The sequence below is a fragment of the Cellulosilyticum lentocellum DSM 5427 genome (assembly GCF_000178835.2).
In the GTDB taxonomy this organism is placed as follows: domain Bacteria; phylum Bacillota; class Clostridia; order Lachnospirales; family Cellulosilyticaceae; genus Cellulosilyticum; species Cellulosilyticum lentocellum.
Map to the genome: position 1 here is coordinate 4,130,072 of NC_015275.1, position 20,343 is coordinate 4,150,414.

Consider the following 20,343-nt stretch of genomic DNA (forward strand, 5'->3'; position numbering starts at 1 on the left):
ATATTTAAGCTTCTTTATTTTCTTCGGCAGGTACTTCCTCTTTCACTATCTTTAATGGCAATAATGGTTCATTTATATTCACTTTAATAGTCTGCCCAATTCTTAATACAACTTTATCTGTGAATTCTGGATTAGCTGAAATAATACTATCAATGGTTGTATTGTACTTATTAGCAATTCCTGAAAGTGTATCACCACTTTGTACTTCATAGCTGACACTTTTAGGTGTTGTTACCGTACACTTTTGTACTAGTTTTTCTATAGAAATTAAATCAGCTTCTTTGGCAAATATATCTTTTAATTCAACCTTCTTACCGAATTCTACTTTAACAGCTTTGCCTCCATAATATTTCTTTTTAAGCTCCGTCTTAAGTGTCTCGATTTCCGCTTCTGAAGTTACTATACCTATAGGTTCATCTTCTACATAAATTTCTTTAAATCCTACTAAAATCTGCATATTACTTCTCATGCAGGAGATTAAATAAGTAGGATCAATATAGTCTCTTTTTTTTGCGCGATATCTTCTTAATTCTAAGTCATCTTCAAATTTAACATCACTTTGATACTCTGTCCTAAGCTGTGCAATAACAGTTTCTTTAGCTGCTTCTATCACTTTAATATCCTTAATAGCACCTATGACCTCTCCATTAATACTAATCTCATAAGCATTTGGTCTAAATGCAAGCCATATACCCAAAATAGCTGCTATAACAACCGCAATCACCATAATTTTCCTATCCGGCTTTAAATTAAGGCTACGTTTTCTCCTAGCACTATTAAGCTTAATTACTTTTTGTCCACTACTTCTTGCCACATTTTTACTCCTTTCATTTAAGCCCAGTTTGAAAAGCGTACTCTCCTAACTTATCATAAAAGGGGACATTTCCCTTCATGTCCCCTTTCATTATTACATCCTGCTCTATCCAATAATTAGGATTTTTTCTGGTGAAGAATCGTCCAAATATTTATAAGTAATTACAACTTCCATACCTATATCTAAAGTGTTACGATTTACCTCTTTATTATTATTGATAATAGAAAGCGAATTAGGTACTTCTATACGTTTATAAATCTGAGTTTGTCCTGATATAGGGTCATAATCTACAAGCACATCAATGTAGTCACTGCCCCTTGAAACATTCTTAATGATACCTTTATAGTTCACAGCACTTGTACTCTTAACTACATCAAGAGAAACCACTTCTTTACTTTCAAGTAAGAGGTCAATCTCTTGGCCTAAATGAAGATCACGTAAGTTAATGTATTTACGTGAATTGATATCATAAATCTCTGTTTCTGTACCTAAGGTATAGGTTACAGTTTCCTTACCGGTATTAACTACCACCCTACCTGGTTGTGCCAGATGAATCTCTTTAATCATACCTGTTACGCTGCTTTGCTCCCCTGTTGCTGTTACTGCACTAACGGTAGTTCCTGTTTTTGTTAAGCTAATTTGATCACCTATTCTTAAATCTTCTAGGTTTCTGATTTTATTGTTACGTTTAATCGTTGCTTTTTCTGGTATAAATACAGTTGCTTCGCTAGTTCCTTGTTTAAGGGTTACATTGTAGCCATCTAAAACAACTTGTTTAGCTGTGATTTCACCGCTACTTAAAGTACTAACAGTTGTGCCTGTTCCTTTAGTAGCTTGTACTTTAGTAATCGTTGCATTTTCTACGCTAACAACAACCGTATCCCCTGCATTAAGGGCACTACTATCAGCTGTTACACCATTTAAAGTAATGATGCAGTTGCTATCTAAAATATAAGTTCTTGTTTGTCCATCTGAAAGACTTATACGTACAATGCCATTACTAACCTTTTCTAATAATGTCCCTGTTACTGCACTTGCATTAACGGTGGTGTCTGAACCACTATTAGCGTTGCTATTTGAATTACTATTACCATTTCCTACTATTTTTATACTTGTAATATACTCTATATTATTAATGAGTTCATAGGTTACTGTTATTTTTTGTTCTGCTGTAAGGGAAGATAAACTGATTTCATTACCTGCTTCATCTTTAGCTTTTAAAGTATTTTTTACAGTATAATAAATCGTTTTACTATCTCCTTCTTTTTGTACTGCTATGTATTGTTCAGAGGTGTTCTTAGACATCATTTTTTTGAAGGTAACAGTTTCACCAGATGTGGTATTAGTTTGACCACCATTGGTACCACTATTAGTATTATTGTCAGTGCCTGCTTCTTTTATCTTTAAGGCATCACTTACCATCTTAGCACATAATGCTTTGGTAACTGGCGTATTAGGATTAGAATTACCCTTTGCATCAGGTGTAATCATACCTATACTCTTTAAGTAAGCCATATAAGGTCTATTCGTAGCACCTATTAAGCTTTCATCATTAAAAGCACCAGCGACATAATCAGCTTGAGCTGTTTTTTCTTTACCTAATATACGTACGATGTATACTGCTAGGTCTTGTTTAGTCATGATGGCTTTAGTTTCTTTATTATTAGCTTTTGTAATAAATTTGTCTAAGTCAGTTTTGCTAATAAAACCTCTACCTAGTATGTACGCTACTTGTTGATCATAGAGCTTATCCCATGTACTATATTTAGTCGCATAGGATGCAAGTGTTGATTTTTGATTGTTATAATTATTGATAATTTGATTTTTAAAGGTTTCATCAACATTTGTAGCAATCTCTACATTGACATAGCCTGTAGCTTTTGCCAAGATGTCTGCTACCTCAAAGTATGTCATTTGGTTATTAGGGAAAAATTGTCCTTTACTATTATAAGTAACAATCCCTCTATTTTCTAAATCTGTAATCGCTGTGTATGCCCAGTGATTTGCAGACACATCAGTTGCTACTGCTGCAAAGGTACTAACTGTATATAAAGTGGCTAAGCCCAGTGCTAATAAACTCTTATTAAACTTTCTAAACTTCATTAATTCCCTACCTCCTCTTATTGTTTAAAGTTTTACATAGTTTTCCTACTTTAATTATATTCTATGCCAAAAATGCTTAAAAAACAATACAAACCTACATTACAAATAGAATACAAATACGTGAAAAGGCCACTTCAAAAGTGACCCAGGCTCTTGAAGTGGTCTTATGATTTTACTCGTTTCTATTTAGCTTAATCGCTCTCTTAACTTTTTTAAAGCTGCTCCTTTCCTAAATTCAATCGTCTTATAATTAACGCCTAAAGCTTTCGCAATGTCTATTAGCTTCTTACCTTCCAAATAATAAGCTTTAATGATGTATTGCTCCACCTCGCTTAGCTTCTTTAGCTCCCCTAGAGCCACTTCCCATAGAAGCCCCTTTTCTACTTCTTTTTCTACATCCACCCGCTCATCCACTGCTTCTAGCAGTATCTCATTTCCTTCTAAAAGCCTACGTTTACTTTTCTTATTCTGGTTGGACCGCCATCCATATAAAGTAATTTTATAATAGCTTTCAAAGGGAACCCCTAAACGCTCATCATATCTTTCTAACGCTTTTTGTAGTTGCATATAACATTCCTACTTTAAATCGTCCTCGTCAAAACCATACAGCACCGTTTCTCTTACGAACTTTCTTACAAGGGGATTCATCTTTTCCCACCATACATAAGATAACCTACTTTGTTCCTCTGTCATTATTCACCTTTTCTGCTGCAGCTGTTTATTTGCGCAACACAAAGGTAACATGAACTTTATTCAAAACGAATTGAACAGTTTTCATTAGTTATGTAATAGTTTGAAATACTCCCTATTTTTTATACATTTTACTAATAGATACTTGAAAACCTCTCACTATAGTTATATAATTTATCATACACAAAGCGAACATATGTTCGATTACTAAGGAGGTGAATTTTCATGTTCTATTCAGATATTGCAGCTCTTATTCCTTTTTATGATACCTATGGACAAAACTCTACTTGCATTCTATTTAAAGATGGTTCTAAAGAATACGCTTCTTGTTCCATCAAAACTTATATCTATCGTATGCTTTATACGCTTCACCTTGACCCTAAGGCTATTCGTCACTGGACTCACCAGGTTATAGGAAGTAAATTAAATACTCCTGTGGTGATTGATAATAATCTGATCTTTTTACCTGTTAAACTCCGAAAAGGTGTAGGTAAGCAGGATGGCTGCTTTGGCTATGTCAACAGTAGTTTCATAGTAGCCTTAGAAGATAACCAGCTCACTTTAATCAATAATCAAATACTAACCACCTTGTCCCCCAAATCCTACATTCTCAAAAAGCAAAATGCTGCCAAGCTCCTTGGCTATGCTTATGTAGATTACAAAAAACAATTTGAATTCATGTGGAAAGAAAAAGTAACTTAAGGACCTGCCCTCTGGTGGAATATCCGTTTGTGACCAATGAATTTTAAGGGTATATGTACTTTATTTTCTACAAGCTGATATCTCATTACTGGGTTATCAGCTAAGGTAGAGGCCAATAGAGGTCTCTCCCTTCTTCCTCCTATACGAGTCATGGTCCTTTCCTCTGCTTTCTCCCCTATTTGTAGTCCCCTAGCTATAACAGCTCCAAACATACCTATTACCGGTAGCAGAAAGAATACCATACTAAATAGCATTTCCATTAACATATCTTTTCCTCCATTTCTATATCTCTCATTTATTTACAGCCAAGTTTTCTGTTATGTACTGTTCTTTTGTTTTTGGTTATTTATTTGTATTTTTGTATTTTTTTACCATTTGCAAAGGTTGTACTATTGTTATACCCTATGATTTTTTAAAAATCAAGTTAATGTTTGAAACTTTTTTATATTTTTTCTTATTAAACAATCAGTTAAAGCCCTTGATATTCAAATATTATTTACATTCTAGTCTTTGAAAACCACCTATTCTCATAGGTTGATTACCTTTTAGCAAACAAAAGGGATGAAGCAAACCAAGCTTTCTAGACCTTGGTTCACTTCATCCCTTTTTTATATGCATATAACTTAGTCATTCATCACTTTAATACTCAAAATCTTTCTTTAAAATAGTTCTTCTAACTTAATGACGAGCTCCGTTTAGCAGAAGAGGACATATAATGTATTTTCCCATTTAGTATTTATCTTTTATAATCGTTTAGATCAATGGCTAAACTCATTATGCCTCCTCTTCCTTTTTAGGCAAAAATATTCTTAGCTTATTAGAAAGCACCTCTATCTTCATTGGGAAACTAGGTCCTTCCTCACCATCCACATCTGTTACAAAATGCTTCTGCTCTTGGTTATGACATTCAATGGTCACCTTGTCAGTAGTAATGTAATCTACCTTTGAATCCTTTAAATGCTCTCCCTGTAATACTTTAAGGAAGAGACCTGGCACATCAAAGAAACCAATATCTTTGATGCAAACCATATTAAATACCCCATCTGTAATCTCAGCTTCCTGAGCTAACTTCAAAAGTCCTCCGGCTCCTTTGCCATTAAATACAAGGACTAAAATATATTTGCCTTTTAGAATTTCTTTATCAGTCGTGATGGTCATATCCATAGCTTGATAGTTTTGTATTTCTTCAAAACCCTTAACATAGTAAGCTAGCCTTCCAAACTTCTTTTTCATTTCCAAGTCTACAGTATGAGATACGCCACTAAAAAGCCCCATGTTACACACATTAATAAAATACTTTTCATTAGCCTTACCTACATCTATATAAGAAAGTTCTCCTTCTTCTACTAAAGCCAAGCACTCCTTAATCCCCATAGGAATTCCTGCTGAGTTTGCAAAATCATTCGAAGTGCCTAGAGGCAAGATGAGAAGCGGAATATCTAGTCCTTTTTCTAGCATGCCTGTAATACAATCATTAACTGTACCATCGCCACCAGAAATAAGTATAAGCTGAGTATTATCTACTGTTATATTTTCTTTGATATAGCTTTTAATATCTCCTGGAGCCATACTTCTATATAAGCTTAGCTCATAACCAAACTGCTGCATTTTCTTAGCAATATAGTCTAGATGAGTAATAATAGCCCTATGACCTGCTTTGGGATTGTACAGTAAAACTGCTTTTCGTTTCATCTTCTCCACCTCCTATATCCTATTTTCTTATATTGTACATTGTATGTTATTTTAATACAATTAAAACTAGCCATATAAAAAGTGTAGGCTATTTAGATTTTTTCTAAACATCCTACACTCTTATAATTTACACAGTTTTCTTTAACTTCTCAAGTTGCTCTTTATAAAGATGACAAGCTACTAAGTGACCTTCTCCTGTAGCATCCACTAAACTTGGACATTCTTTAGTACAAGCTTCTATTTTCTCTAAATAGCAGCGTGTGTTAAAAAGACAACCTGGTGGTGGTGCTATAGGACTTGGTACATCCCCTTTTAAGATAATGCGTTCTTTGCTTTTCTTCAGCTTAGGGTCAATAACAGGGGTTGAAGAAAGCAATGCCTTTGTATAGGGATGAATAGGTGAATCATAAAGTTCATGTTTATCTGCTAACTCCTGGATTTTACCTAAGTACATAACGCCTACTCGGTCACTAATGTGTTTAACTACATTTAACCCATGGGCGATAAAGAGATAGGTGAGGCCAAACTCTTCCTTTAAGTCTGCAAGTAAATTAAGTACTTGAGCTTGGATAGATACGTCTAGAGCTGAAACTGGTTCATCACAAACAATAAGCTTAGGTTCTACTGCTAACGCTCTAGCGATGCCCACTCTTTGGCGTTGTCCACCTGAAAATTCATGAGGGTAACGATTTCTTTGGTGACTTGCAAGCCCTACACAGTTAAGAAGGTATAGAACACGCTTTTCAATATCTTCTTTAGGCATTAATTTATTGATTCTAATAGGCTCTGCGATGATATCACCAATAGTCATTCTAGGATTAAGTGAAGCATAAGGGTCCTGGAATACCAGCTGAATATCTTTACAGTAAGCTCTTCTTTGTTTCGCATTTAATTTAGCAAGGTCTACACCATTGTATAGAATTTCTCCACTAGTTGGGGCATAAACATTAGCTAACATTTTACCAATGGTTGTTTTACCACAACCACTTTCACCTACTAACCCAAAGGCTTCTTGTTTATAGATTTTAAAGGAAACATCTTGAACTGCTTTAAGTACTTTAGTAGGTTTTCCAAAAAAGCTTTTTTCGATGACAAATTCTTTGGTTAAGTGATTAATCTCTAATAAAACTTCTTTTTCCTTCTCCATTATTTTGCCACCTCCTGCTCTTTGGTATATAAGTGACAGCGCACTTTGCGTTCACCATCAACTATCATTTCTGGTTCTTTTGTTTTACATATCTCCATGCATTTGCTGCAACGATCACTAAAGCTGCAGCCACTTGGCATATTCATTGGATTAGGTACCATACCTTCTATCATATAAAGCCTTTCTCTATCTTCATCTGCTCTAGGAATAGAAGCTAGAAGTCCTTCTGTATAAGGATGAAGTGGCCTTTCAAAAAGGGCATCTACTTTAGCTTCTTCAACGACTTTACCACAGTACATAACGATAACTCTGTCAGCAGCTTCTGCTACAACGCCAAGGTCATGAGTGATAAGAAGCACTGCCATGCCTAATTTCTGACGAAGCTTATAGATAAGGTCTAGGATTTGTGCTTGAATCGTTACATCAAGTGCAGTAGTAGGTTCATCTGCTATAAGGAGCTCAGGATTACAAGCAAGTGCCATAGCTATCATGACACGTTGTCTCATACCTCCAGACATTTGGTGAGGGTAGTCTTTTACCCTTTGCTCTGGGGAAGGAATCCCTACTAGTTCAAGCATTTCTACAGCTCTTGCTAGAGCTGCTTTTTTATCAAGCTTCATATGTAAACGAATACTTTCTGTAAGCTGCTCTCCAATGCGGAGAACAGGATTTAAAGAAGTCATAGGTTCTTGGAAAATCATAGAGATTTGATTACCTCTTATGGCTCTCATTTCTGCGGGTGACTTTTTAAGGAGATTTTCTCCTTTATAAAGAATCTCACCTTCTGCTATTTCTGCATTTTCAGCTAGGAGCTGCATAATAGATAGAGAGGTAACACTTTTTCCTGAACCACTTTCTCCTACGATTGCAAGTATTTCACCATCATTACAGTTAAAGCTAATATCGTTAACTGCTTTTACGGTGCCTCTTTTCATTTTGAATACAGTACTTAGGTTATTTACTTCTAATAACATATTTTCACCTCTCTTCTTAATGACGTGCCTTAGGGTCAAAGGCATCTCTTAGCCCATCCCCTAATAGATTAAATGCAAGTACCGTAATAGTAATGGCAAGTCCAGGGAAAATAAGCATATAAGGTGCTTCAAAGATAAACACGCGGGCACGTCCTAACATATCTCCCCACTCTGCATAAGGAGGTTGTACACCAAGTCCTAAGAAGCCAAGTGCTGCTGTATTTAAAACGGCACTAGAAATACCTAAAGTTGCACGAACAATAATAGGTGAAAGAACATTAGGAAGAATATGCCTAAAGATAATAGCGCCATCTTTATTACCAATAACTTTCGCTGCTTGAACATATTCACTATCCTTGATAGACATAATGCTACCTCTGACGATACGTGCATATTCTGGTATAGATACGAGTCCGATAGCAATAACAGCTTTATCAATACCTCTACCTAAAGCAGCCATAAACGTAATGGCAAGGAGAATATCTGGAATGGACATCATAATATCCATAAATCTCATGATAATCGTATCGATTTTACCACCCTTATAACCTGCAATAGCTCCAAATAAGGTTCCTATAACAAGGGCAAAGCTTACGGCTGCCACCCCTACAGATAGAGAAACTCTTGTCCCATCAATAACACGAGAGAAAATGTCTCTTCCTTGTTCATCAGTACCAAACCAGTGAGCCGCGGAAGGGGTTAATTTATTAATGGACATGTCCCCATAATTCGGATCATAAGGCATAAGGAACTTACCAAAAACGGCTAGGAAGATTAAGAAGCCAATGATAGCCATACCCACCACAGCTGCTTTATTTCTTGTAAGGGCATACCACATTTGTTTAAATTCTGATTCTGGCTTTTCTATTTTAACGTTAGCTATTTCATTATTTTGATTTGCAATTTGCTCTGCTGCCACTATTATTCCTCCTCTCTAAGAATATTTAATACGTGGATCTAGGAATGCATAGATAATATCAACGATTAAGTTCATCATAACAAAGATGAAGGCTACTAATAAAACGACACCTTGTACAATAGGGAAATCTGATTTCATAATCGCTTCTACGGTATATTTGCCTATACCTGGCCATGCAAATACTGTTTCAGTCAGCACAGCTCCACCCATTAAATACCCCAGTTGGATACCAATAACAGTTACTATAGGAATCATGGCATTTGAAAGGGCATGTTTACGAATCACTTTGCCTTCTGCAATACCCTTTGCTCTAGCTGTACGAATATAGTCTTGTGATAAAGTTTCTAGCATTGTACTTCTTGTCATACGTGCAATAATCGCCATAGAATACATGGCAAGTGCTGCTGATGGTAAGACTAAATGCTTTAAGGAAGAAACGAAGGATTCCATATTACCTGCTATAAGACTATCTATTAAATAAAGACCTGTTACGTTCTCCGGTCTTAATAGTGTTTCGATTCTACCTTGTGCTGGTAGCCAACCTAAAATACCTGAGAAAAGAATAATAAGTAATATACCTAGCCAGAAGATCGGCATAGATACCCCCACCAAAGATAAAATCATACTTAGGTTATCAATGATGGAATTTTTCTTAACTGCTGATATGACCCCTAAGGTGATACCTAATAGTGAAGCAATAATGATGGCACATAAGGCAAGCTCAATAGTAGCTGGGAAACGTGAGAAGATCTCTTTAGCTACTGGTTTTTTAGTATAATAAGAGTTACCAAAGTCTCCCTTAAAAATGCCTTTCATATAATCTATGTACTGAGTAACGATAGGCTCATTAAGTCCATTGGCTTCACGCCATTCTTCCATCTTTTCTTCTGTGGCATGTTGCCCAAGTACGATACCAGCTGGATCTGGCGAGAATACACGCATCATAGCAAAGATGATGATGGACACGCCGAGAAGTACAGGAATTAATAGCAGGATGCGTTTAGCAATATACTTTAACATGTATTGACTCCTTTCAATATTAAACTTTTTTGTGATTATAAAACATGTGCGATAGTAAGCAGTGTGGTGGGGAAAGAGAGGGGTCATCTTTCCCATAAACTTTATTGCACCTATATTATTAAACACTATTTAAAATCATAATATGTAAGAAACGACAACAGTTGATAAAAACTATTAAAAGTTGATTATAGATCCCACATTTATAGAATTTAGAAGTTGGGGATAGCATAAGTACCATTCATAAGGATAATGAATGGTACTTATGGATTTATTCTTAATTAAGAATCTTATTTGTTTTTGTACATTTCTCTAAAGAAAATGTTACCTGTTGGGTGGTAAGTATAGTTTTGTACTGCTGGTGAGTAAGCAGATAAGCTATTTGCGTGACTGATTGGAAGCCATACTGCAAGACTTGCAATATATTTTTCTGCTTCTGTGTAGATAGTATTTCTTGCCTCACCTTTTTCTGTAGATGTCCCTTCTGCGATCATAGCACTTAATTTTTCATCATTTAATTTTGCTACGTTCATCGCTGGACTTTGGTCACATAAAAGGTTGAGGAAGTTATCTGGGTCACCATTATCACCAATCCAACCATAGAAACATACATCGTAGTCACCTGCTACAACTTTATCTTTGTATGTAGTCCAGTCATAATCTTCAATTGTTACTTCAACACCAACTTTGCTCCAGTAAGATTGAATAGATTCTGCTAATGCTTTATTTCTTGCATTATATGGTCTTGGGTTATTGTAAACGATCATTTTAATAGGTTGATTGAAGCCTGCTGCTGCAAGTTCTGCTTTAGCTGCTTCTGGGTCGTATTCTACTTGTTTAACGTCTGCACTATAACCTGGCATAAATGTTGGAAGAATAGTTGTAGCTAATTCTGCATAATCACCATAAAGTGCTGTAACAAGCTCTGGTACATTAACTGCTTTTGAAAGCGCTGTTCTAACAGCTACATTATCAAAAGGTGCTCTTGTTGTGTTATAAGCCATGTAGTTAATGTTCATACCTGAAACATTGTAAAGTTCATTACCATCAGCTTTGATTTGATCAACACCTGTAGAGTCAATACCATCAATCATATCTACTTCACCACTCTTAAGAGCTACGATACGAGCTGAGTTATCTGGAATGAATTTGAATACAATATTTTTTGTTTTAGCTGGTTCTCTCCAGTATTCATCGTTTCTTGTTAAAATGATATCTTCTGAAGGATTCCATTCTACAAATTTATATGGGCCAGTACCTACTGGTGACTCATTAAGGTTACCACCATTAGCTTCAAGAGCTGTAGGACTTGCAATAGGAGCTGCAAGGCTCATTGCAAGGTTAGCAAGGAATGCTGTATTTTTCTTTGTTAAGTTAATTTGAACTGTATACTCATCTACTACAACTACATCTTTAACATCTGCATATACGAAGCTTGCATATGGCATATCTTCTTGACGAAGTGGTGGTAATTGTCTATCGATGTTTACTTTAACTGCATCTGCATTAAAGTCTGTACCATCGTGAAATTTAACACCTTGTCTTAATTTAAAAGTATAACTTAAACCATCTTCTGAAACTTCCCAGCTTTCTGCAAGGCAAGGTTCAAGCTCTGTTGAATCCTTAGCATAAGCTAAAAGTCCTTCATATACGTTAACAATAACCTTTGATGATTCTCCATCATCAACAAATGCAGGATCAAGTCCACGTGGTTCTGCTCCTTGTGCAAAAACTAAAGTGTCTGCAATATTAGCATCAGCAGCTGTTCCTGCTTCAGCTGAAGCTGCTGGCTTATCACCAGCTTGACTAGATGAATTTCCGCCGCAGCCTACTAGCATAGTTACTGCAAGTAGTGGGGCTATTACTAAAGCCAATTTCTTTTTCATATTTAATCCTCTCCTTCTTTTATTATGGCTATTTTCCTGTTCAAGTTTTATCCCCAACTTGAATATTATGTAAATCATTTGCATAGAAATACGTTCGTCATTAGCTTAAACTAACCACCCTTGAAACGCTTCTTGCAACAAAGATAAACTCAAACTTCATATAGCACTTTAAGTTGTTTATCTTTTTTAGTCATTATACATATTTTTGTTGTTAATTGCAATATATTTACATAAGTTTTTGTTTTATTTGATTTTATAATAAAATATATTACTTGGTTTTTAAATATTTATGTCATTCATTTTTCAGTAATATAATAACAAATTTAGTCTCTTGCATAATTAAGTAATTATATTACTGCTTTATCTTAAGTACGCCTAGTAAAAACACCTCCATCAGGCAAGGTGATCTTTGCCAAGCTAACTAGCTACGAATTTTAATAAAAATTTGAGTTGAAAAGGTCCTCATCCAGTAATGGTTACATTACTGGATGAGGACCTTTTCATGGCATTCTTTATTATTTCATTTTTCCATTGATAGTAGTTTTAATGATAATCCCATCACCTTGCTATCTTCTCAATCGCTTCATATTGTTGTTGATGTAATTTCCTTTTTGTTTGTTCTTCTATGCACTGCTCAATATAGAGTAATAAATTTTCTTTAAACCTACTTACAGCAAAAGCCTCACTATGTAATTTAATCTGCGCCGAATCATAACTTACACCTACAGCCTCAAATAGCTCAATAGCTGCTATCAAACTTTCACTTGTTTGTTCTCTGAATAAAATCCCCGTCTTACTATCCTTTACAGTATCCATTACTCCCCCTCTACCATAGGCAATGACCGGTGTGCCTGATGCTTGTGCTTCTACTGGTGTAATACCAAAATCCTCTTCACCAGGGAAAATAAACGCCTTACTCTCGGCATAATATCTGGCAATCTCTTCATCACTCAATCTACCAAGGAAGATAATATTCTCCTTAGCCATAGCCTTTAGCTTCTTCTCCTCAGGGCCCCCTCCAATAATAACCAAAGGCAGACCTAATTCATTAAAGGCTTTTATTGCTAAATCTATTCGTTTATAAGTCACCAATCTAGATACTACCAAATAATAATCTTGCTTTTTAGGTGCTATCTCATATAAATGTGTATTTACAGGCGGAAAAATCACCTTCGACTCCCTACGATAATACTTGCTAATGCGATTTTGTATGTAATGAGAGATAGCAATAAAATAATCTACCCGGTCTGCTGCTAATCTATCCCACATTCTAATCTTATGAATCACATGAGAAACAAACCACCTTTTTAGACCCTTCATCTCCTTGGTATACTCATAATAAAATTCCCAAACATATCTAATAGGTGTATAGCAATAACATATATTTAAAGCATCCGAACGCGTAATGACGCCTTTGCAGCAAGATGAGGAGGATGTAAGAACCAAGTCATATTCTGTTAAATCCAATTCTTCAAAAGCTCTCGGCATGAAGGGCAGATAATGAGGATACTTTTTTTTAGCAAATGGAAGCTTCTGCACAAAAGTCGTCCGTATATCATAATTTTTAAATCGCTCTGGCATATTATCTTTATCGTATACTAGCGTGTAGATAGGTGCCTCTGGAAAAAGCTCATGTAGTACTTCAACTACCCTTTCAGATCCTCCATATACACTCAACCATTCATGTACAATTGCTACTTTCATTATCCTACTCCTCTATTAACTATTTCATCGTTTCATCTTCTCTAACAATCTGTATAAATCATTTACTAACCCTCATTAAAGTAATTCTTTATATACCTTGTGCAACTTTTCAGTAGAAGTCTCCCAACTAAATTTTTGAGCTTGAGCATAACCTTTTTGAATTAACTCTTGCTTTTTTATTTTGTTTGTTGTTAATTGATGCATACTTTCTGCTAGTGCTATAGTATCCTTTGGATCTACTAATAACCCTGCCTCTCCCACCACCTCTGGTAGTGATGATACATTGGTGGTAATTACCGGCGTACCTGCTGCCATTGCCTCGATAACAGGAATACCAAAACCTTCATAAATAGAGGGAAAAACAAAGCATTCTGCCATTTGATAAAGTGCCGGCTTATCAATCTCATCAATATACCCTAAATCTACTACATCATCCTCTAAGCCTAGCTCCTGTATCTTCTTAAATATTCCTTCATAAAGCCAGCCCTTCTTACCTGCTAACACTAATTTAATTTGGGCATTAGACTTGTCCCCTTCAATCTTAAACCTTTTAAAAGCTTCAATTAACGTTTCAATATTTTTTCTAGGTTCTAGGGTTCCCATATAGAGTATATATCGGTCTGGAAGTTGATATTTCCCCCTTACACTTTGACTATTATTTCTCACCTCATTAAAATGTTTAAAGTCTACGCCACAATAAATCACTTCTATTTTACTTGGATCTACTCTTAAATGCTGTATCATATCTTGTTTAGTGGCTTCCGAAATGGTAATAATCTTATCTGGTCTTTCTAAGCTATACGCTAAATCCCTTTTAATACGCCTTAGATTACGCTTATCCATAGTCTCTGGATAAAACTCAAAGGTCAGGTCATAAATGGTATTCATCACTTTCCCCTCTATACGAGGCGGCACGATAAAGTTAAAGAAATGGGTTAACTCTACCTCTCTTTTAAAAAGCTGATTATACTTGATAGGTAAGTAATGCCATATCCTACGATAAATCCCATAGGGAAATAATTTACAAGTCTCTTTACTAAAGTTTAGACCCATTAAATCTTGCTTTAAATCATTTCTTTCTAGGAAATTAAATACATCTCCTTGCAATTCTATTTGTTCGTAAGCTTGTAACCGTTTACTAAGTTCATAGGTATAAACACCTACTCCTGACCTATTCTTTAAACAGGGTTGTAATTCTATAGCAATCTTCATACCTTATCTCCCTTTTTACTTCAATACACTTTGATATACCTCATAAGTTCTACTAGCTGTTTCCTCCCAGGTAAATTGCTTAACCCTTGCCAAACCCTTTTCTATTAGTTGATTTCTAAGATTCGGATGCTCTATTAAAGACCTCATTCCTCTTACAATCTCTTCTAGATGCTCAAGGCTGCAAAACAAAGCACTATCTCCGCAAGTTTCTTTGAAAATTTCAAGATTAGAGACTAACACCGGACAACTTCTTATCATAGCTTCTAGTGGAGGCAAACCAAATCCTTCGTATAAAGAAAGACTAACATAAAACTCTGCTTCCTTATATAAAGCCTCTAACTCTAATTCATCTACAAAACCTGTGAATATAACCTCTTCCTCTAAACCTAAAACACTCACCTGACTAAATACCTCTTCGTACATCCAGCCCTTTTTCCCTGCAATGACTAACTTATAATCTTTATGGATCTTCTTAATCTCATAAAAAGCTTTAATCAGTTGAACAATATTTTTATGGGGAGCTATAGTGCCTACATACAATAGGTATTTATGTGTTATACCTAAACGGGCCAAAATATCTTTAGCTTTTCTGTCATCAACTAATAACCTAGGTGATTCTATTCCCAGATGAATTACGCTAATATCTGCTGCTAAATTAGGATAATAAGAGCACAATTCCTTCTTAGTAAACTCAGAATCACAAATAAGATGGCTAGCACTTCTTATAGTAGCTTGTAATAAGGTATTCTTAGTCACATTTTGCATTCTTGTATACTTATCCCTCATGGTATGCATGGCCATATCATGAATAGTAGCTACTTTATGTCCCTGATAAAACACCGGTGTCGCATAGTCAGGAAAATGTACCAAATCATAGGATTTATATAAATGTTTACTGGTCCATTGCTCCTGTATAATACGCTTAGCACTAAATCCAAGTACTTTATCCACATGAATTATATTTTCTCCCTTATATTTATCCCCAAATTCTCCACGCATGAGGATATCTACTGGGTACTCGTCTTTTATAAAGGTATGTAGTAAATTTTTTGTGTAGTTGGAAATTCCCGCTCCATTCTTTTCATAATGGAGTCCATTGAGTAATATTTTATTCACTTTATAAACTCCCTTAAATAATGATATCTATCATATAACAAAGAACATTATTATACTTTAACGCTTTATTTAAATGCCCAAAACTTATTTATAAAAAAGTTAATTGGAATAGTTATTAACATATTAATAATGGGCGCAATAAATTCAGATACTCCCAAAACTTGTACTAAAAGAACTAAACAAATTGTTCCCAATAAAAAAGTCATACCATAACCCGTAAAACTTTTTAAAAATGGTTTGATATTTCCTTCCTGAGTCTTCTTAAATACATACTTATTATTCCAATAATATGCATTTATTGTTCCTAGCACAAATCCAATAGCATTAGCCATAATGTAATTTACCCCAATATAAATAAGTATATAGTATGCAGCCAATGAAATGAGAGTATTGCTTAATCCCACAATCCCAAATTTAACAAATTGAATTATAGTGTTATATTTACTTATAAATATTTTAAACTGTTGCATGTTATATTTTCTCCTTAAATCAGAATATATATAGTATAGCATAAAAAAGAAGAGGTTAACCTCTTCTTTTTTATGTTTTTATATCTTTATGACCTCTTGTAAAATACTATCTAATCCCTATTAAACAAATCTCTTGTATATACTTTTTCCCGTACGTCTAAAAGCTCTTCTGCTAATCTATTAGATACAATAACATCACATCTTTGTTTAAATTCATGTAGATTCCTAATTACTTTAGACTTATAAAAATGTTCCTCTTTCAATGTCGGTTCATAAACTACTACTTCAATTCCTTTTGACTTAATTCGCTTCATAATCCCTTGAACAGAAGATGCTCTGTAGTTGTCAGAATTCTTTTTCATCGTTAATCTATAAATTCCTACAACCTCTGGACTTCTTGCCAAAATCATATCTGCTATGTGATCTTTCCTTGTTTTATTTGCTTCCACTATAGCCTCAATAATATTATTAGGTACATCTGCATAGTTAGCTCTTAGTTGCTTTGTATCTTTAGGCAAACAATATCCACCATATCCAAATGAAGGATTATTATAATGCGAACCTATCCTAGGATCTAGACAAACACCTTCAATAATTTGCTTTGTATCCAATCCCCTAATCTCTGCATAGGTATCTAATTCATTAAAATATGCCACTCTAAGTGCTAAATATGTATTAGAAAATAGTTTTATTGCTTCAGCTTCCGTTGAATTAGTGAATAATACAGGTATATCTTCTTTAAGTGCACCTTGTTTTAAAAGTTCAACAAATTTCTCTGCTCTTACAGATTGTTCACCTACAATAATTCTTGAAGGATACAAATTGTCATATAACGCTCTCCCCTCTCTTAGAAACTCAGGGGAAAAAATAATATTATCAGTTTCAAACATAGCTCGTACTTTTTCGGTATATCCTACTGGCACAGTAGATTTGATTACCATAATAGCCTCTGGATTAATTTCTAAAACCTGCTTAATAACTGTCTCAACATTTGTTGTATCAAAATAATTCTTTTGTGGATCATAATTTGTAGGTGTAGAAATGATAATATATTCAGCCCCTTCATAAGCCTTGTTTACATCTGTAGTTGCTACTAAATCAAGTTCCTTATTAGCTAAATACTCTTCTATTTCTACATCCATAATGGGAGATCTTCCTTGGTTAATTAAATCTACCTTTTCTTGTACAACATCTAAAGCAACAACTTCTTGATGTTGTGCTAATAAAATAGCATTAGACAAACCTACATACCCAATTCCTGCTATTGTAATTTTCATCTATAAACCTTCTTTCACCAATATACTATTTTATCTTTTTTCAAGTAATATAACCTGCCAAGGTAACGGGCTCTGAGTATCTATAATATTCCCATACTTACTCAATAGCCTTTTAAATTCTTTATGCCCCCAATGATTAATATGCCCAGGTGTATTTCCTAAATCTTTAACATATTTTAGCCTACATAAATTTAGAAACCGCCATAATGGTTCTCTTGGTACACTTACTAACACATATTTTTTTGATATTCTAAATAATTCTTCTAAAGCTTTTTCATATTGTTCTAGGTGCTCTATCACCTCACAACATACTACTAAGTCAAACTCTTCCTCATAAGGTAACTCATATATAGAGTGTATATAAAATGGAATATCTACAAAATATCTCTTAGCCTTATTAATAGCCTCTTCTCCTATGTCAAAACCTTCTATCGTACACTTATACCTTCTCTTAATATAATCTGTAACATGCCCTTCTCCACAACCTGCCTCTAATACCCTTTGAAATTTAATTTGATCTAGACATCGATCAATAGAATTAAAAAAACCTTGCATAAGCCTTTTTTCTATAATATTTTTACTTTCATATTTATTATAATAGTTACCTTGTGGTTGATTATCACTCATACTTTTTTCTCCCTTTAGATAGTAGAATATTTATTAAATAAATACTAATGTCACTAATAACATTAATTATTCTATGAATTGCTACAAGCTCTATTATATGTATACCTGAAAATAGGTTTCCCATATAAACCATTAACACAGTTTCTCTAATTCCTATGCCACCAGGTGCTCCTGGGGTTATAAATCCAACAAACCATGCTAATATGAATACCCCTATATACAAAAATACATTATTCATTGTTACCTCCAATGAATTAAAGGTATATAATACTATAACAAAGGAAATACCCATTAGCAGTAATCCCATAACATAAAAAGCTAATGAGCATTTTATGCATTTCAATATAACCTTATAGTCTATACTTCTAAGGTGTACCTGAAGTCTACTAGTAATTTTAAATACTACTAGTATGCCTAAAATAACAACAACTACTATCATTATTATAATTAGCAGATTAAGTGAAAAAAGATTAAGAATAACTTTTAATTGTCCACTTAAAATAATAATACTACTCCCTATTAATGCCAATATCCCTAGTTCATAGATGGTACTTAGAGTAATCACCTGTTGTGAAATATCATATTCCTTTGCCAGTATATTTCTTCCCACAAACTGCATTACATTACCTGGAATATATTTGGATAAATTAGATTTAATATAAATATTACTAATCTCTTTTTGTGGTACCTTCTTCACTGTTAACTGATTCAATATTTTCCCCCAACCTATTCCTAAATTTACAGTTGAAAGGATTATTAAGATTCCCCCTAGTAAAAGTGCTATAGAATTCTCCCAAGTAACGTACTCTTTTATATCTAATTGAAAATTTCTCAATTTTAAAAATACAAATCCCATAGAAACTATTGATAAGCTTCTTCCTACCCACTTATACTTAATAATAGTTACCCCCTTATACTACATCTTTCTTATTTGTATGTACGTCCGAATTTTTTTCTTGTAAATAATTATACTCTAACTTCTTAAGCCTGTAGAGCAACTCATCATTTACCTTTCGATTTGCTGAAATAGCATCTGCTACAAACGCAAAAAATATAGATTGAACTCCTACACTTATAGTAATAGAACTTAATATAAGTGATTGAATATGTCCTGAACCATCACTAGTTAACCAATGATATATAAATCTACCTCCGATTGCTAATCCAATTAATAAAAATATAATACCAATACTCAAAAATACCTTTAGCGGTTTCATCATAGTATAAGTACGAGTAATCGTAATAGCTGATTTTTTAATATACCCCCACATACTTTTAAATAATCTTGAATCTCTTAACTTTTCATTAGTACTAATGGCTACATTTTCAATAGCTAGCTTTTTATGTCCCGCATCAATAATGGTTTCTAATGTATATGTATATTCTGAAAGTACATTAAGTTTCATAGCTGCATCTCTACTATATGCCCTAAAACCACTCGTAGTATCCGATACATTAGTATTTGATGCTTTTCTCACCACACTACTTCCTAACTTCTGAAGCCTTTTCTTTAGTGGAGAAAAGTGCTCTATATTATCTGTCTCTCTATCACCGATAACGATCTCTGCTCTTTTCTCTAAAATGGGTTGTACAAGCTTTTCAATATCATAGCCACTGTACTGATTATCTCCATCTGTATTAACTATAATATCTGCTCCTAGGCTTAAACAGGCATGAATACCCGCCATAAATCCTTTTGCCAATCCTCTATTATTCATCATATCTACTATATGATGTATCCCTAATTTTTTAGCTACTTCTACTGTTTTGTCCTTACTCCCATCATTTATAATTAAGTATTCAATTTCATCAATTCCTTTTATATACTTAGGTAACTGTGAAAAGGTAATTGGCAAAGTTCGTTCCTCATTGTAACAAGGTATTTGAATTATTAATTTCATCAAAATCCCACTTTCTTCCCGAATTTTAGACATATTTCTATATATTTATCATAGCACATAATGTATATATTTGGTATAATCAAACAGCGACT

Annotated in this window: 19 protein-coding genes; 1 reads left to right on the plus strand and 18 read right to left on the minus strand. The window is 34.2% G+C overall.

What is annotated here, in order from left to right; translation table 11 throughout:
• Window positions 1-4: 4 nt before the first annotated feature.
• From CLOLE_RS18935 to CLOLE_RS22165, 3 genes are all read right to left on the minus strand, one after another.
• On the minus strand, window positions 5-814 hold the full coding sequence (locus CLOLE_RS18935; protein ID WP_013658731.1) for a LysM peptidoglycan-binding domain-containing protein: 810 nt from the start codon (window positions 812-814) through the stop codon (window positions 5-7).
• Window positions 815-919: 105 nt separating this feature from the next.
• Window positions 920-2,917, minus strand: coding sequence for an S-layer homology domain-containing protein (locus CLOLE_RS18940; protein ID WP_013658732.1), 1,998 nt, complete (start codon window positions 2,915-2,917; stop codon window positions 920-922).
• Between the two features lie 186 nt (window positions 2,918-3,103).
• Window positions 3,104-3,484, minus strand: a complete 381-nt coding sequence (locus tag CLOLE_RS22165) for an RNA polymerase sigma factor (RefSeq protein ID WP_013658733.1) — start codon at window positions 3,482-3,484, stop codon at window positions 3,104-3,106.
• Window positions 3,485-3,832: 348 nt separating this feature from the next.
• Between CLOLE_RS22165 and CLOLE_RS18950 the strand changes: the two genes are divergently transcribed.
• Entirely contained in the window at window positions 3,833-4,309 is a 477-nt protein-coding gene (locus CLOLE_RS18950; RefSeq protein WP_013658734.1) for a hypothetical protein, read from the plus strand.
• Here the strand turns inward: CLOLE_RS18950 and CLOLE_RS18955 are convergent.
• From CLOLE_RS18955 to CLOLE_RS19025, 15 genes are all read right to left on the minus strand, one after another.
• Window positions 4,306-4,575: a hypothetical protein gene (locus CLOLE_RS18955; RefSeq protein ID WP_013658735.1), complete on the minus strand. Its 270-nt coding sequence runs from the start codon at window positions 4,573-4,575 to the stop codon at window positions 4,306-4,308. The two genes, CLOLE_RS18950 and CLOLE_RS18955, sit on opposite strands and share 4 nt — an antisense overlap.
• Window positions 4,576-5,083: 508 nt before the next feature.
• Entirely contained in the window at window positions 5,084-6,001 is a 918-nt protein-coding gene (locus CLOLE_RS18960) for a YegS/Rv2252/BmrU family lipid kinase (protein WP_013658736.1), read from the minus strand.
• Window positions 6,002-6,128: 127 nt separating this feature from the next.
• The gene (locus CLOLE_RS18965) at window positions 6,129-7,148 is read right to left on the minus strand and encodes an ABC transporter ATP-binding protein (RefSeq protein ID WP_013658737.1); all 1,020 of its coding nucleotides are present in this window, start codon (window positions 7,146-7,148) and stop codon (window positions 6,129-6,131) included.
• Window positions 7,148-8,122 (minus strand): ABC transporter ATP-binding protein, encoded by a 975-nt coding sequence (locus CLOLE_RS18970; RefSeq protein WP_013658738.1) that lies wholly within the window; start codon window positions 8,120-8,122, stop codon window positions 7,148-7,150. Before CLOLE_RS18970 ends, CLOLE_RS18965 begins: the two co-directional genes overlap by 1 nt.
• Before the next feature lie 16 nt (window positions 8,123-8,138).
• On the minus strand, window positions 8,139-9,041 hold the full coding sequence (locus tag CLOLE_RS18975; RefSeq protein ID WP_013658739.1) for an ABC transporter permease: 903 nt from the start codon (window positions 9,039-9,041) through the stop codon (window positions 8,139-8,141).
• Window positions 9,042-9,056: 15 nt separating this feature from the next.
• Entirely contained in the window at window positions 9,057-10,061 is a 1,005-nt protein-coding gene (locus CLOLE_RS18980) for an ABC transporter permease (protein WP_013658740.1), read from the minus strand.
• A 287-nt stretch (window positions 10,062-10,348) separates the two neighbouring features.
• Window positions 10,349-11,944, minus strand: a complete 1,596-nt coding sequence (locus CLOLE_RS18985) for an ABC transporter substrate-binding protein (protein WP_013658741.1) — start codon at window positions 11,942-11,944, stop codon at window positions 10,349-10,351.
• A gap of 558 nt (window positions 11,945-12,502) precedes the next feature.
• Window positions 12,503-13,648, minus strand: coding sequence for a glycosyltransferase (locus CLOLE_RS18990; RefSeq protein WP_013658742.1), 1,146 nt, complete (start codon window positions 13,646-13,648; stop codon window positions 12,503-12,505).
• Between the two features lie 75 nt (window positions 13,649-13,723).
• Window positions 13,724-14,860, minus strand: a complete 1,137-nt coding sequence (locus CLOLE_RS18995) for a glycosyltransferase family 4 protein (RefSeq protein ID WP_013658743.1) — start codon at window positions 14,858-14,860, stop codon at window positions 13,724-13,726.
• A 15-nt stretch (window positions 14,861-14,875) separates the two neighbouring features.
• On the minus strand, window positions 14,876-15,976 hold the full coding sequence (locus tag CLOLE_RS19000) for a glycosyltransferase family 4 protein (protein ID WP_013658744.1): 1,101 nt from the start codon (window positions 15,974-15,976) through the stop codon (window positions 14,876-14,878).
• A gap of 65 nt (window positions 15,977-16,041) precedes the next feature.
• Window positions 16,042-16,446 (minus strand): GtrA family protein, encoded by a 405-nt coding sequence (locus CLOLE_RS19005; RefSeq protein WP_013658745.1) that lies wholly within the window; start codon window positions 16,444-16,446, stop codon window positions 16,042-16,044.
• A gap of 110 nt (window positions 16,447-16,556) precedes the next feature.
• Complete coding sequence (locus CLOLE_RS19010) at window positions 16,557-17,723, minus strand: nucleotide sugar dehydrogenase (RefSeq protein WP_013658746.1); 1,167 nt, start codon at window positions 17,721-17,723, stop codon at window positions 16,557-16,559.
• Between the two features lie 30 nt (window positions 17,724-17,753).
• On the minus strand, window positions 17,754-18,350 hold the full coding sequence (locus CLOLE_RS19015) for a class I SAM-dependent methyltransferase (RefSeq protein WP_013658747.1): 597 nt from the start codon (window positions 18,348-18,350) through the stop codon (window positions 17,754-17,756).
• Window positions 18,343-19,206: a hypothetical protein gene (locus tag CLOLE_RS19020; RefSeq protein ID WP_013658748.1), complete on the minus strand. Its 864-nt coding sequence runs from the start codon at window positions 19,204-19,206 to the stop codon at window positions 18,343-18,345. The genes CLOLE_RS19015 and CLOLE_RS19020 overlap by 8 nt, the downstream gene beginning before the upstream one ends.
• Before the next feature lie 55 nt (window positions 19,207-19,261).
• Entirely contained in the window at window positions 19,262-20,251 is a 990-nt protein-coding gene (locus tag CLOLE_RS19025) for a glycosyltransferase family 2 protein (protein WP_013658749.1), read from the minus strand.
• Window positions 20,252-20,343: the final 92 nt, after the last annotated feature.